This window comes from Arthrobacter caoxuetaonis, from assembly GCF_023921125.1.
Taxonomy (GTDB): Bacteria; Actinomycetota; Actinomycetes; order Actinomycetales; family Micrococcaceae; genus Arthrobacter_B; species Arthrobacter_B caoxuetaonis.
The window spans coordinates 2,932,819-2,946,883 of sequence record NZ_CP099466.1 but is presented as its reverse complement, the minus strand read 5'-3'; the positions used below and the strand labels follow the sequence as shown (position 1 = coordinate 2,946,883).

The window sequence follows — 14,065 nt, the reverse complement described above, 5'->3', positions numbered from 1 at the left end:
ACAGGAAACGGGTTCCCCGGTGGCAGCGGCACCCTGAGAAGCGCGCCTAGACTGGGGCCCACCCGAGAAGGGGGGAAGCATGCTGGAATTCCACGACGACGTCATGCTGCGGCTTGTCGGCCGGCAGCCAAACTGGATGGACCCGGGAACCATTCCCCCAGGCCTCGATGCCCTGGTCCGGTGGCCGGAACTCTTCCGGCACCTGCCGTCCGAGACAACCACCGCCGTCCGCCAGACATGCTCGGCGATCTGGTACGCGGGATGGGCAGCTCCGGACCGCCGGGATGTTGCCGACCTCGTCGCGGAGCTTTCCGGCGACATAGACCTCGGCGAGTACCGGCGCCGGATGCGCGTGCGTTACCCCGGCGTTTCGGATTATTCTTCACCTGTTTGACCGTCCCGGCCGGTTCTGCGATTGTTTATAGAACGATTGGTCGGTAAATCCGGCAGCCGTGTGGGCCGCGACGCCCGCCGGCAGAGACGCGATTACATGGGAGCAGACATGGCTGAGGCTTTTCTCGTTGGCGGAGTACGGACTCCGGTAGGCCGCTACGGGGGTGCGCTTTCCAGCGTCCGTCCCGATGACCTGGCAGCACTGACGCTGCGCGAGCTCGTGGCCCGAGAAGGCCTGGATCCCGCCGTCGTTGACGAAGTAATCCTCGGCAACGCCAACGGTGCCGGTGAGGAAAACCGCAACGTGGCCCGCATGGCAGCCCTGCTCGCAGGCTTCCCGGACACCGTTCCCGGCATTACCGTGAACCGGCTCTGCGCCTCGGGCCTGTCCGCCATCATCATGGCCTCGCACATGATCAAGGCCGGCGCTGCGGACATCGTGATCGCAGGCGGCACCGAATCCATGAGCCGTGCCCCCTGGGTCACAGAAAAGCCCACCAAGGCCTTCGCCAAGCCCGGCGACACGTTCGACACCTCGATCGGCTGGCGCTTCGCCAACGAACGCTTCGCCTCCGGCGACCTCTCCCGTGACGGCAAGATGACCTACTCCATGCCGGAAACCGCCGAGGAACTGGCCTCCACGGACAGCATCTCCCGTGAAGACGCCGACGCGTTCGCCGTCCGCTCCCACGAAAACGCGCTGGCCGCCATCGCTGCCGGACGCTTCAAGGACGAAATCGTTCCCGTCACGATCAAGGGCCGCAAGGGCGACACCGTCGTGGACACCGATGAAGGCCCCCGCGAAGGCACCACGCTGGACGTTCTCGGCAAGCTGCGCCCCGTGGTCAAGCCCGGCGGCATTGTCACTGCAGGCAACGCCAGCTCCCTGAACGACGGCGCCTCGGCGATCATTATCGCCTCCGAGCGCGCTATCAAGGAATACGGCCTCACCGCCCGCGCCCGGATCGTCGACGGCGCCTCCGCCGGCGTCGCCCCGGAGATCATGGGCATCGGCCCGGTTCCGGCCACGCAGAAGGTCCTGCAGCGCAGCGGCATCCGCCTGGACCAGGTTGGCGCCGTGGAACTCAACGAAGCCTTCGCCACCCAGTCCCTGGCCTGCATCCGCCGCCTGGGCCTGGACGAAGGAATCGTGAACAACGACGGCGGCGCCATCGCCCTCGGCCACCCGCTCGGCTCCTCCGGCTCGCGCATCGCCATCACCCTGCTGGGCCGCATGGAACGCGAAGGTGCTTCCCGCGGCATTGCGACCATGTGCGTCGGCGTGGGCCAGGGCACCGCCATGCTGATCGAGGCCGTGTAGTGCAGGACTTCGCGGAAGTTTCCGCTCACTTCACCACGCTCAAGGTCACCATCGGGGAAGACCGCATCTCCGCGGTCCTGAACCGTCCGGAGGTCCGCAACGCCATTGACCAGGCCATGGTCGATGAGCTGCACGCCCTCTGCGCCGAACTGGAAAACAACCCGAAGATCCTGATCCTTTCCGGCACCAACGGGATCTTCGCTTCCGGGGCGGACATCGCCCAGCTGCGCGAACGCCGCCGCGAGGATGCCCTGCGCGGGATCAACTCGACGATCTTCCACCGCATCGCCAAGCTGCCCATGCCGGTCATCGCGGCGCTGGGCGGCTACGCCCTGGGCGGGGGAGCGGAGCTGGCCTTCGCCGCCGACTTCCGCATCGCCACCCCGACCGTGAAGATCGGCAACCCGGAAACTTCGCTCGGCATCATGGCCGCAGCCGGCGCCACCTGGCGGCTGAAGGAACTCGTCGGCGAACCCCTGGCCAAGGAAATCCTCCTTGCCGGGCGCATCCTGAACGCCGGGGAAGCCCTGGCAGCCCGCCTGGTGACCGAGGTCCACGAGGCGGAAAACCTGATGGACGCCGCCAACGCACTAGCTGACCGGATCGCCAAGCAGGACCCGCTGGCCGTACGCATCACCAAGTCCGTGTTCCACGCGCCCGCCGAGGCGCACCCCGTGATCGACACCCTCGCCCAGGGCATCCTCTTCGAGTCCGAGGCGAAGTTCGACCGCATGCAGGCTTTCCTGGAAAGGAAGAAAAACAAATGACAGTTCCCTCCAAGGTCGGTGTCCTCGGCGGCGGCCGTATGGGCGCGGGCATTGCCCACGCCTTCTGCACCGCCGGTGCCGCCGTCGTCGTGGTTGAGCGCGATGAGCAGGCAGCCAGCGCAGCGTACGAGCGCGTTGCCTCCAACCTCGCCAAGAGCGTTGAGCGCGGCACCACGGACGAGACCCTCGATGCCCTGGTTGCCAGGCTCAGCGTCTCCACCGATTATGCAGACTTCGCCGGCTCAGGCCTGGTCGTCGAGGCAGTTCCGGAAGACTTCGCCCTGAAGGCTGCCGCGCTGGCCGCTGTGGAGGAGCAGTTGGGCGACGGCGCCTGGCTCGCCTCCAACACGTCCTCGCTCTCAGTTTCGGAGCTGGCCGAAAAGCTGCAGCGTCCGGAGCGCTTCTGCGGCCTGCACTTCTTCAACCCGGTTCCTGCCTCCACCCTGATCGAGGTGGTCCTGGGCAAGCAGACTTCCGAAGAGCTCGCCGAGGCCGCCCGAACCTGGGTGGCCGACCTGGGCAAGACTCCCGTCGTCGTCAATGACGCTCCGGGCTTCGCCAGCTCCCGCCTGGGTGTGGCGATCGCGCTCGAGGCGATGCGCATGGTGGAAGAGGGTGTTGCGTCCGCTGAAGACATCGACGCGGCCATGGTCCTGGGCTACAAGCACCCGACCGGCCCACTGAAGACCACGGATATTGTAGGGCTGGATGTGCGCCTCGGCATCGCCGAGTACCTGGCCTCCACACTCGGCCCGCGCTTCGAGCCGCCGCAGATCCTGCGGGACAAGGTGGCCCGCGGCGAGCTTGGCCGCAAGACCGGCAAGGGGTTCTTCGACTGGAGCTAGTTTCATAACGAGCGGCAGCCCGCATCCTTCGCCCCTTTGAGGCCGGAGCATGCGGGCTGCTGCCGTTAAGGCCGCTGTCCGGCTTCTGCCGGGGGAGACTGCGGGCGTGCGGCATCAATGCCGGCAAGCCAGCCTGGAGCCCTGCCGCCCTGCGGGGGCTGCAGGGCCGCGGCGTCAAAACCGCTGGTCTGCAGCAGCCAGGAAACCAGGGAGTTCGAGTTCCACATGTCGCCGCCGGGCACCTTCGCGCCCCACACCTTCAGGGGCACCTGCGGCACCCGGGCAAGCAGGGCCTCGGCACCGGCAGCGTCCAGATTGAACACGAGGGCCGGTTCCGGCGCAAAGGCGAGGTCCGGTATGACCCCGTTCGGCCAGCACCGCACCTCGTACCGGAACAGCCTGAGCCGTCCGAGGGACCGGAGTCCCACTGGTCCCGTGGCCACGACTCCGCGCGGACCGGTGCCCTGGCCCCACGCCGGGGTCATTTCAATCGCATAGCGGGAACCGCGCGCGGTGACTTCCAGTGCTGCGTGGAACAGGGGCCGGGGACGTCGCCGCTCGCGCAGCGCGCGCCAGAGCTCCCACCAACGGCTGGTGCGGACCACCAGATGGCCGCCGGCACCAACCGGGAGCCACCACAACCGCACCTCGGCTGTGTCCATCCGGCCCCTTCCCCTGAACAATCCGCCCAAGTATTGCCCTACGCGGAATCGCTGTCCTGCATCCTCAGATCATGTCGCGGAACCCGTCCCCGGCAGGGAGCCGCCCGCCCGGTAGTAGCCAAGTAGAAAAAAGAACTCCGGTTGCGGCCTTCGAAGGCGCCCGGGACCATCAGGGACGAATACCGGGGGCACCACTGGGGCTGCCCGGGGCTGAGCGCGAGGGCTTCGGCGAGGAGCGGAATGTCGTGGTGCCACATAAGCTGCTGCTGCCCGGCGATTATCAGGTAGATCAGGTCCAGCTCCGGATCGGCGTGGACTTCGACGTCGATCCAGTCCTCGTAGCGGTTGAGCCGGCCGCCGTGGATCCAATGGATCTTGTGGCCGGGGGAAAAGGCGGTGCAGCGCGGGTCACTGGAGGGAAGCACAGCGTGTCCTTCGAAAGAGAGTGTCCTTGCCCGCTCCGGTTGGACGCGGGCCGCTTCGTCATCCGAACCACCCGCCGAACAGTGGGGTTGGTGCATGGCCAGTCGGAGCTTTTCCGCACCGGGAAGGTGCGGAGGCCATGTCTCGTGAAGCATTGATTACGTTAGCAGGTGCCGGTGGCACCCGTCCCTTGCCGCGTCTTGTTTCGGCAATGACAACGGTTACCGCCGGCCGCGGCAGTGGCCCTTCCCATGCCCCAGATGGACATCTGCGGTGATGGCCGCCAGGTAGCCTTCGCGGTAGCCGGTGGCATTCGGGTGCAGCTGAAACTCGCTGCCCAGGGCGATGATCCATGGATCCGCGGACCCCACGCCGTGCCCGGCGAACTCATCCGTGACATCCACGAAGGTTTCTCCGCGCTGTACCTGTCCGGCCAGCACCGCGTTCAGCGCGTCCGTCCCCTGGCTGAACAGTGCCACCGCCTCCGGGCTGAGCGGTCCCGCGGTTCCGGCTTCGAACAGGTACGGATAACCGACGAGTACCAGTTCGGCCCGCGGCGCGAGTTCACGAACCTGGCGGAGGGATTCCTGCAGCTGCGCCGTGAGGGTGGTTTGCGCGTAAGCGGTCGCACTCGCAATGGCGGGTGCACAGGTTTCCGGCAGCACCGGACCGATGCAGGCCTGGACGACGGCGCCGAATTGAACGTCATTGCCGCCAATCGTGACGGTGACCAGGTCGGTGCCCCGGTTCAGGGAACCATCCGCGCGCAGGGCGGCGATCTGCTCCGGCAGGTCCACGGGTCCGGCTGGAGCGCCCGGGGGAGTGCTCGACGCCGTCGCCCCGGCACACGTCACATCCGCCTCCCGATCCACCCGGCGAAGGGCATCCAGCAGGGCCGGGTACCCTTCTGCAGTCCGGCCGCAGGCATCGAGGAGCGGCCCGCCGCCAAAGCCCGACGCGTAGGAGTCACCCAGGGCAACGTAATCCACTTCTCCGCCGCGGTCCCTGTCTCGATCCCAGCCTCGATCCCAGCCCCGATCCCAGCCCCGATCCCAGCCGCGGTGGTGGTCCCACCCGCGGTCCCGGTCCCACCCGCGGTGGTGGCCGCGGTCCTGGCCGCCCGCAGCCGCCGGAGCCGCAACCCCGCCGGCAGTTAGGACACTTCCGAGAAGCAGCACCAGGCCTGCTTTCGTCCAGCCGCGCATCGGGTTCCGGTTCATCGTCGTACCTTCCGTCGTCGTCCGGGCCCACGGTAGCGCCGCCGCGGACAGGAGCAAACACGTGGTGTGGCAGCCGGGGCAGCCGCGAGTCAAAAAGCCGGATCCCGGGCTTGGCATAGTGTGCCGCAGGGCACTCTCATGTAGGCTGGATTCATTACCGACCGTCCGGTCAGTTATCGCTGTGTCCGGCGGAAGCCGCAGCCAGCGGAACTCGCCCGGTCAGGAAAACGAACGTCCAGTATCGAAAGGGTCCGTCAAAGATGACCTCAACCGCCATAGACGTGCAAGTCGTCCCCAGCTTCGTCCAGGACGAGTGGTGGACCCCGGAAAGCGCCGCCGCAAACCCAACTGAGGTCCGGGACGCCAGCACCGGTGAAATCCTCGCCCTGGTGTCAACCGACGGACTGGACATTGCCGCCGCCGTGGAGCACGGCCGCACCGTGGGCCACCGCGGACTGGCCGGCCTCACCTTCCACCAGCGTTCGCTGAAGCTGAAGGAACTGGCCCAGTACCTGAACGGCCGCCGGAAGGAACTTTACGAAATCTCCGCCCGCACCGGCGCCACCAAGATCGACTCCCTGGTGGACATCGACGGCGGCATCGGTGTGCTCTTTACGTTCGGTTCCAAGGGCCGCCGCGAACTGCCCAACTCCACGGTCGTCATCGACGGTGCCGCCGAGGTGCTTTCCAAGGACGGCTCCTTCATCGGCGAGCATGTCTACACCTCGATCCCCGGCGTCGCCGTGCAGATCAACGCGTTCAACTTCCCGGTCTGGGGCATGCTCGAGAAGTTCGCTCCTGCGTTCATCGCCGGCGTTCCCACCATCGTGAAGCCCGCAACGCCCACCGGCTACCTCTCCGAAGCCGCAGTGCGCATGATGATCGAATCCGGGATCCTTCCGGCAGGTTCGCTGCAGCTGATCTCCGGCTCCGCCCGGGACCTGCTGGACCACCTCGACTACCGTGACATGGTCTCCTTCACCGGCTCGGCGTCGACCGCCAACAAGCTGAAGAACCACACCAACGTCATCGAAGGCGGGGTGCGCTTCACCAGCGAAACCGATTCGCTGAACGCCTCCATCCTCGGCCCGGACGCCGTTCCCGGCACCCCGGAATTTGATGCGTACGTAAAGTCGCTGGTCACGGAAATGACCGTCAAGGCCGGCCAGAAGTGCACCTCGATCCGCCGCGCCATCGTGCCCAAGGCTTTGGTGAACGACGTCGTTGCCGCCGCCGCCAAGCGCATCGAAGAGCGCGTTGTCCTCGGTGACCCGCGGGCCGAGGGTGTCACCATGGGTGCCCTGGCTTCGGTGGAGCAGCGCGACGGTGTCCGCTCCTCTGTCCAGGCCCTGCTCGACGCCGGCGCCAAGATCGCATTCGGCTCCCTCGACGCTCCGGAGAGCGTCCAGGCAGACGGCAGCCGCGGCGTCGCTGAAGACGGGGCCTTCATGGCTCCCGTACTGCTGACCTGGGATGATCCCAACGCAGAGGCACTGCACTCCGTTGAGGCCTTCGGTCCGGTTGCCTCGGTGGTGGGCTATGAGGATACGAACGACGCCGTGCGCCTGGCAGCACTCGGCGGCGGCTCGCTCGTGGCCACGGTCTGCAGCAACGATCCGCAGACCGTCCGCGAACTGGTGACCGGAATCGCCGGCCACCACGGCCGCGTCCACGTGCTGAACCGCGAAACTGCCCGTACCTCCACCGGCCACGGCTCGCCCGTGCCGCACCTGGTCCACGGCGGCCCCGGCCGCGCCGGCGGCGGCGAGGAGCTCGGCGGCATCCGCGCCGTCAAGCACCACATGCAGCGCACCGCCATCCAGGGTTCGCCGAACATGCTGACGGCCATTACCGGGGTCTGGCACACCGGTGCTGACCAGTTCTTCGACGAGACGCATCCGTTCCGCAAGGACCTCTCGACGCTGAAGGTCGGCGACGCCATGGCCTCGGAACTGCGTGAGGTCACGCTCGAGGACATCACCGCCTTCGCCAACAGCACCGGCGACACGTTCTACGCCCACACCAACCAGGAAGCAGCCGAGGCGAACCCGTTCTTCCCGGGCATCGTGGCGCACGGCTACCTGCTGCTTTCCTGGGGCGCCGGACTGTTCGTGGAACCCGCTCCGGGACCGGTACTGGCCAACTACGGCCTGGAAAACCTGCGCTTCATCACCCCCGTGGCCGCCGGCGACTCCATCCGGGTCACCCTCACGGCGAAGAAGATCACGCCGCGTGAAACGGACGAGTACGGCGAGGTTGCCTGGGATGCTGTCCTGCACAACCAGAACGACGAGATCGTCGCCACTTACGACGTGCTGACTCTCGTGGAGAAGAAGCGCGCCTAGCCTCCCCACACCCATCGAGAGGCCAGTTACGGCTTGTTTGGCGCACCAAACGGGCCGTAACTGGCCTCTCGACGTAGGGGGAGGTTCAGGAATGAAGAACGGGTCAGCGCTTGTCGTGCAGGCCCTCGAAGACCATCGAGATAATGTCGTCGGCGAGCTTCTGGCCGCTCAGGGACCCTCCGGGCTTGTACCACTCGACGATTGAGTTGATTGTGCCGAACAGCAGGCGGGTAGTGGTGCGCGGATCGATGTCGCTGCGCAGGGAGCCTTCGGCGCGGGCAGCGTCCACCAGTTCAGAGACACGGCGGTCGAACTGGCGGCGGCGCTCCAGGGCATCGCGTTCAATTTCGGTGTTGCCGCGCAGGCGCAGCAGGAGCGTGACGAACGGCAGCCGCTCGGTCAGGACTTCGATGGTGCCGCGGAGCACGAATTCCAGGCGGGCATCCGCGGGGCCGGTGGAGGCACGCGGATCATCCAGCACGCCCTCCAGGCCGCCGAGCGCGTTTTCCAGGGCCAGGCGCAGAAGATCGCCCTTGGACGGAACATGGTGGTAAATCGCTGACTTGGTGATGCCCAGGTTCTCTGCGAGGATGCCCATCGAGGTCGCTTCGTAGCCGTGGCGGTTAAACACGTCGACGGCGATGTTCAGCACCGTCTGCTGGTCATATCCCGGACGTCCCCTGCGGGTGCCGTTGGCAGCGGAAGAGGATGAAGGCGCGGAATTCGATGGGCTAGGCATCTGGATATTTTCGCATGAACGTTCGGTTGGCCGGAGCATTTCCGGCCAACCGAACGTTCCCGGCTGCTAGGCCGGCGTGTTCTCCTGCTTGCGCAGGTCGTAGATGCGGCGGAGCTTGCCGCTGGAACGGGCCAGCGATCCGGGCTCGACCACGTGGATGGCGCAGGACGAACCAATGTGGATCTTGATCTGGCTCTTGAGTTCCGCGGCGGCCTTGGCGCATTCGTCCGCGCTGGACTCGCTGCGGCGTTCGATCTTCACCGCCAGCTCATCCATCCGGCCGGGCCGGGTGATTTCCAGCTGGAAGTGCGGGCTCAGGGCGGGGATCCGCAGGGCGATCTCTTCGATCTGGCTCGGGAAGAGGTTGACGCCGCGCAGGATGATCATGTCGTCGTTGCGGCCGGTGATGCGCCCCATGCGCCGCATGCCGGGGCGTGCGGTGCCCGGGAGCAGACGCGTGAGGTCATGCGTGCGGTACCGGATAATCGGCAGGGCTTCCTTGGTGAGGGACGTGAAGACGAGTTCTCCGTGCTCGCCGTCGTCCAGGACCTTGGTCTCGTCGAACGGGTCGATGATTTCCGGACGGAAGTGGTCTTCCCAGATATGGGCGCCGTCCTTGGTCTCAACGCACTCGCCGGCGACGCCGGGACCCATGACCTCGGACAGGCCGTAGATGTCACAGGCGTCGATCTCCATGGTCTGCTGCAGTTCGTGGCGCATCTCCTCGGTCCACGGCTCGGCACCCAGAACTGCGTTCTTCAGCGAGGTGGAGCGCGGATCGATTCCGGCGCGCTTCATGGCGTCAGCGATCGTCAGCAGGTAGGTCGGGGTGGAAAGGATCGTATCCGGCTGGAAGTCCTGGATGAGCTGGATCTGGCGTTCGGTCTGGCCGCCGGACATAGGGATGACAGTGCAGCCGAGCTTCTCTGCGCCGAAGTGCGCACCCAGTCCGCCGGTGAACAGGCCGTAACCGTAAGCGTTGTGGACCTTGTAGTTGGACTTCACGCCGGAGGCACGCAGGGACCGTGCCACCAGGGTGCCCCAGCGGTCCAGGTCGCCCTTGGTGTAGCCAACGACCGTGGGCCGGCCCGTGGTGCCGGAGGACGCGTGGATACGGGAGACCTGGTCCATCGGCACGGCAAACATGCCGAACGGGTAGCTCTGGCGGAGGTCTTCCTTGGTGGTGTACGGGAACTTCGCCAGGTCGGAGAGTTCCTTCAAGTCGTCCGGGTGGACACCGGCGTCGTCGAACTTCTTGGTGTACAGCGGAACGCGGTCGTAGGCGTAGCGCACCGTCTCCTGGAGACGGGTGAGCTGCAGTGCCTCGATCTGGTCCCGGCTCATGAGCTCCTCGGCGTCGAGGGTGGCGGGATCAGCAGCAGTGGCCTTGAGAGGGGCAACAGTTTTCATGCGTGGAACCTTTGAGAGGGGGTGGGGTGCAATTCTGCGGGTATGACGGGGAAGCTGAGAAGGCGAAAGCGCGGACCGCCGGGCGGGCATCAGTTCCGGCGGGCGGGATTTGGAATAGTACGTGAGCGGCCCCTGAATTCAGCGATGACCCGGGTAGAACCGTCCGGTGATTCGGCAGTGACCTCAATGTCGTAAACGCCGCTGCGGCCTGCCGCTGCCCGGCGGCTGGCTTCTGCCCGCAGCTTATCGCCGGCGCGGGCTGAGGAGATGAAGTTGATGTCGGCTCCGGCAGCCACCGTGATGCTCTCCATTTCAGCGAGCGACTCTGCGCCCCCTGGATTGCATGCAAGCGCGAAAGTCGTGTCAGCGAAAGCGAAAACCATGCCGCCGTGGGCGATGGCGAAGCCGTTGAGCATCTCGGGACGCAGTTCCATGGTGGTCACTGCCGTGCCGTCGCCCAGGGAGACGACGTCGATCCCCAGCCATTCGGACGTAGCGTCATGTTCCAGGATGGGGTGCGCCGGGCGCGTTTCGCGTGCAGCAGCGGTGACAGAGTCAGCCAATGGGATCCCTCACTTTTCATTACCGAATGTTCATTAGGTAATCCTGTGAGCGCAGTCACTGTCAAGTCGAAGAGCGTCCGTGACGGCGCTCCCAGACTCTCTTGCGGCCCATGGCTTACCCTGTGAAAGTGATCCTTGCCACGGCAGCGCCGGGAGCGCTGCAGCCTGTCATGTCCTCGCTTTTGCCGGACTGGCTCGATCCGCAGGTGTTCCTGTCGGAGCCGGCGATCGGCCCCTGGGTTGTGCTGCTGGTCTGCGGCATCGTCTTTGTGGAGACCGGGCTGCTGATTGGGTTTTTCCTGCCCGGCGATTCCCTGCTCTTCACCGCCGGACTGCTGGTGGCTACGGGCGCTATCCAGATCAACGTCTGGCTGCTGATCCTGCTGGTTGCCCTGAGCGCCTTTGCCGGGGATCAATTGGGCTACTACATCGGCCGCAAGGCAGGCCCGGTGGTCTTCAACCGGCCCGAGTCCAGGTTCTTCAGCCGGGATAACGTCACCCGCGCCGAGAAGTTCTTCGCCAAACACGGCGGCAAGGCCGTGGTCCTGGCCAGGTTCGTGCCCGTCGTCCGGACCTTCACACCCGTGGTGGCCGGGGTGGGCCGGATGCATTACCCCACCTTCATCGCCTACAACGCCATCGGAGCGGCGGTCTGGGCAGTGAGCGTGACGCTGCTCGGCTACCTGCTGGGTGACCGGGTTCCCTTTGTCCGGGACAACCTCGACCTCATTGTCCTGGGCGTCATCGCGCTGACCCTGGCCTTCGTCGTCGCAGGGCTGTTCCGGCCGGGACGCCGGCCGCGCGGCAAGGAAACCCGGCCGCGCCCCCGCCCGCAGTCCCCGGAAGCCGGCGGCCTCGACTAACCCCGGCGAGCGGGTCCCAACGAAAGGGGCCCGGGTGCCGTTGCACACCCGGGCCCCCGCCGTCGTCGTCCTTGCGGCTTTACTGCGCCGGAACCGGGGAATCGACGCCGGGCAGCAGTTCCCGGGCGCCGAGCGCAGCTAGCACGAACGCGTAGTCCCAGGCCCGGTCCTTCCACGCCTCGTAGCGGCCGGAAGCCCCGCCGTGGCCGCCGTCCATCTCGATCTTGAGCACCACCGGTTCGGAACCCGTTCCGGTTTCGCGTAGCTTGGCGACCCACTTGGCTGGCTCCACATACAGCACACGCGTGTCGTTGAAGCTGGTGACGGCGGCGATCCGCGGGTAGTCCACGGCCCGGACATTCTCGTACGGGCTGTACTCGCTCATGTACTGGTAGACGTCGGGATCGGTGATCGGGTTGCCCCACTCTTCCCATTCCAGGGCCGAGAGCGGGAGCTCCGGGTCAAGGATGGTGGTCAGGGCATCCACGAACGGAACCTGCGCCACGATGGCCTTGTACTTCTCGGGAGCCAGGTTCGCGATGGCGCCCATCAGCAGGCCGCCGGCCGATCCGCCCATGGCCGCAATCCGCTCCGGATCGGCCCAGCCGGTCGAAGCCACGTGCTCCGTGGCGGCCACGAAGTCGGTGAACGTGTTCTTCTTGTTCAGCTTCTTGCCCTGGTCATACCAGGCCCGGCCCATCTCGCCGCCGCCGCGGATATGCGCGACGACGAACACCACGCCCCGGTCCAGCAGGGAAAGCCGGGCAATGTTGAAGCCCGGATCCATGGAGATCTCATAGCTGCCGTACGCATAGACCAGGGCCGGGTTGGACCCGTTCCGCTCCACCTCCCGGCGGCGCAGGATCGAGAGCGGCACCTGGGTGCCGTCCGGCGCCGTCGCCCATTCCCGCTCCGCGGCGTAGTTGGCCGGATCGTAGCCGCCGCGGACGGGGGTTTCCTTGCGCAGTTCCAGCCCCCCGGTCGCCAGGACGTAGTCGTAGACGCGCGGCGGGGTGAGGTAAGAGGTGTAGCTGATCCGGATGACCGGAGAATCGTACTCGGCGTTGGTGAGCCCGGCCGTGTAGAGCTCCTCGTCGAAGGACGGTTCGCTCGGCTCAGCCTGCTCCTGCGTGCCGATCCCGGCCAGGGGCAGGATCTGGACCCGCTCCGTGGTGTCCTTCCGGACCGAAACCAGCACGTGCGTTGAGGTGACGGAGGCGCCGTTGACCCGCACCTCGTCGTCGTGCGCCACCACGGTGTGCCAAACCTGCTCGTCCAGCGGCTTGGAGAACTCCGGGCCGGCGACCAGGGACAGCATGGAGTTCAGTGCGTTTCGGTTGTGCGTGATGAGGTACTGGCGTTCGCCCTCGCGCGTGAACGGCTCGGCTTCGTACAGGATGCGTTCGCTGCGCGGAATCAGGGTGCGCACGGTGCCGGCGGCGTCGTCGAAATCAAGGACCCGGTACTCGCTGTACTCGGAGCAGCTGATGCTGATCAGGAGCTGCTTCCGGTCCGCCGAGAGGTCGAAGCCCGTCCACATGGCGACGTCGTCCTCCTGGTAAATCACGGTGTCCTCGCTGACATCGGTGCCCAGGGTGTGCGCCTTGATCTGATACGGGCGCCAGGAATCGTCGACGACGGTATAGAAGACCCGCGTGCCGTCCGGGGAGAAGGCGAGCGAGTAGAAGACGTTGGACACGACGTCGGGCAGCAGTTCGCCGGTGCGCAGGTCCTTGATCCGCAGCGTGAACCGTTCATCCCCGGCATTGTCCTCGCAGTAGGCCAGCAGGTTGCCGTCCTCAGTGACCGCCAGGCCGCCGAGGGAGAAGAACGGCTTGCCCTCGGCTTCGGCATTGCCGTCGATGAGGATCTGCTCACCCGGAACGGGAACCCCGGGTTCGACGACGGGAGGAGTCCAGTCCGCGTGCAGGTCACCGGTGTCCTGTGCCGCGGTGCGGCAGTGGATGGCGTACTGCTGGCCTTCCTCGGTCCGCGTGTAGTACCACCAGCCGCGCTTGCGCGCCGGTACGGAAAGATCCGTCTCCACGGTGCGGGACTTGATCTCGTCGAAGATCTGCTGGCGCAGCGGCTCCTGGTCCGCCGTGACGGCCTCGGTGTAGGCGTTCTCCGCCTGGAGGTGTGTGATGACCTCCGGGCTCTCCTTCTCCCGCAGCCATTCATAGTCGTCGGTGAACGTCTGACCGTGGTGGGTGCGTTCGACGGGGACTTTTTTGGCAACCGGGGGAATGGGTGTAGTCATGGTCCCGAATATATCGACCCGCCCACCGGCCCGCGACGGCGCGCGCCGCCTTTACGCTCGGGGCGGAGCTGGGGCGGGTGGTGCGGGGTGGCGCGGGCGTGGACGCGCAACGGCGCGGGCGGGGACGGCATGGGGGCGCGTGGGGTGACGGCGGCGTGCTGGCGGGGTGGCGCGGGCGTGGACGCGCGACGGCGCGGGCGGGGACGGCATGGGGGCGCGTGGGGCGACGGCGGCGTCGCGCGCAGGCTTGCTGC

Annotated in this window: 13 protein-coding genes and 1 riboswitch; of the genes, 6 read left to right on the top strand and 7 right to left on the bottom strand. The window is 66.5% G+C overall.

All coding sequences use genetic code 11. The features are described from left to right. The first annotated feature begins 79 nt into the window (after positions 1 to 79). From NF551_RS13600 to NF551_RS13585, 4 genes are all read left to right on the top strand, one after another. On the top strand, positions 80 to 394 hold the full coding sequence (locus NF551_RS13600; protein WP_227894130.1) for a hypothetical protein: 315 nt from the start codon (positions 80 to 82) through the stop codon (positions 392 to 394). 108 nt (positions 395 to 502) lie between these two features. Continuing rightward, positions 503 to 1,714, top strand: coding sequence for a thiolase family protein (locus NF551_RS13595; RefSeq protein ID WP_227894131.1), 1,212 nt, complete (start codon positions 503 to 505; stop codon positions 1,712 to 1,714). Beyond that, a complete protein-coding gene (locus NF551_RS13590) occupies positions 1,714 to 2,481 on the top strand; it encodes an enoyl-CoA hydratase/isomerase family protein (RefSeq protein WP_227894132.1) in 768 nt (255 codons plus the stop codon). Before NF551_RS13595 ends, NF551_RS13590 begins: the two co-directional genes overlap by 1 nt. After that, positions 2,478 to 3,326, top strand: a complete 849-nt coding sequence (locus tag NF551_RS13585) for a 3-hydroxyacyl-CoA dehydrogenase family protein (RefSeq protein WP_227894133.1) — start codon at positions 2,478 to 2,480, stop codon at positions 3,324 to 3,326. The genes NF551_RS13590 and NF551_RS13585 overlap by 4 nt, the downstream gene beginning before the upstream one ends. A gap of 65 nt (positions 3,327 to 3,391) precedes the next feature. Here the strand turns inward: NF551_RS13585 and NF551_RS13580 are convergent, their stop codons facing one another. The 3 genes from NF551_RS13580 to NF551_RS13570 all read right to left on the bottom strand — a co-directional run bounded on the left by NF551_RS13580 (position 3,392) and on the right by NF551_RS13570 (position 5,631). Continuing rightward, positions 3,392 to 3,988, bottom strand: a complete 597-nt coding sequence (locus tag NF551_RS13580) for a hypothetical protein (RefSeq protein WP_227894134.1) — start codon at positions 3,986 to 3,988, stop codon at positions 3,392 to 3,394. 38 nt (positions 3,989 to 4,026) lie between these two features. After that, entirely contained in the window at positions 4,027 to 4,413 is a 387-nt protein-coding gene (locus NF551_RS13575; RefSeq protein WP_227894135.1) for a hypothetical protein, read from the bottom strand. 17 nt (positions 4,414 to 4,430) lie between these two features. Beyond that, a riboswitch (SAM riboswitch) is annotated at positions 4,431 to 4,563 on the bottom strand. Between the two features lie 69 nt (positions 4,564 to 4,632). Continuing rightward, complete coding sequence (locus NF551_RS13570) at positions 4,633 to 5,631, bottom strand: SGNH/GDSL hydrolase family protein (protein WP_227894136.1); 999 nt, start codon at positions 5,629 to 5,631, stop codon at positions 4,633 to 4,635. Between the two features lie 260 nt (positions 5,632 to 5,891). Here NF551_RS13570 and paaZ point away from each other — a divergent pair, with 260 nt between their 5' ends. Continuing rightward, entirely contained in the window at positions 5,892 to 7,976 is a 2,085-nt protein-coding gene (paaZ, locus tag NF551_RS13565; RefSeq protein ID WP_227894137.1) for a phenylacetic acid degradation bifunctional protein PaaZ, read from the top strand. Between the two features lie 103 nt (positions 7,977 to 8,079). Here paaZ and NF551_RS13560 read toward each other — a convergent pair whose 3' ends face one another. The 3 genes from NF551_RS13560 to NF551_RS13550 all read right to left on the bottom strand — a co-directional run bounded on the left by NF551_RS13560 (position 8,080) and on the right by NF551_RS13550 (position 10,688). Continuing rightward, positions 8,080 to 8,715 carry a TetR/AcrR family transcriptional regulator gene (locus NF551_RS13560; RefSeq protein WP_227894138.1) on the bottom strand — a complete coding sequence of 212 codons (636 nt, stop codon included), beginning with the start codon at positions 8,713 to 8,715 and terminating at the stop codon, positions 8,080 to 8,082. Between the two features lie 66 nt (positions 8,716 to 8,781). Further along, on the bottom strand, positions 8,782 to 10,125 hold the full coding sequence (gene paaK, locus NF551_RS13555) for a phenylacetate--CoA ligase PaaK (RefSeq protein ID WP_227894139.1): 1,344 nt from the start codon (positions 10,123 to 10,125) through the stop codon (positions 8,782 to 8,784). Between the two features lie 89 nt (positions 10,126 to 10,214). Next, positions 10,215 to 10,688: a hotdog fold thioesterase gene (locus NF551_RS13550; RefSeq protein ID WP_227894140.1), complete on the bottom strand. Its 474-nt coding sequence runs from the start codon at positions 10,686 to 10,688 to the stop codon at positions 10,215 to 10,217. Between the two features lie 128 nt (positions 10,689 to 10,816). Between NF551_RS13550 and NF551_RS13545 the strand changes: the two genes are divergently transcribed. Next, positions 10,817 to 11,551 (top strand): DedA family protein, encoded by a 735-nt coding sequence (locus NF551_RS13545; RefSeq protein WP_279324712.1) that lies wholly within the window; start codon positions 10,817 to 10,819, stop codon positions 11,549 to 11,551. Between the two features lie 79 nt (positions 11,552 to 11,630). Here the strand turns inward: NF551_RS13545 and NF551_RS13540 are convergent, their stop codons facing one another. After that, positions 11,631 to 13,811: a S9 family peptidase gene (locus NF551_RS13540; RefSeq protein WP_227894142.1), complete on the bottom strand. Its 2,181-nt coding sequence runs from the start codon at positions 13,809 to 13,811 to the stop codon at positions 11,631 to 11,633. Positions 13,812 to 14,065: the final 254 nt, after the last annotated feature.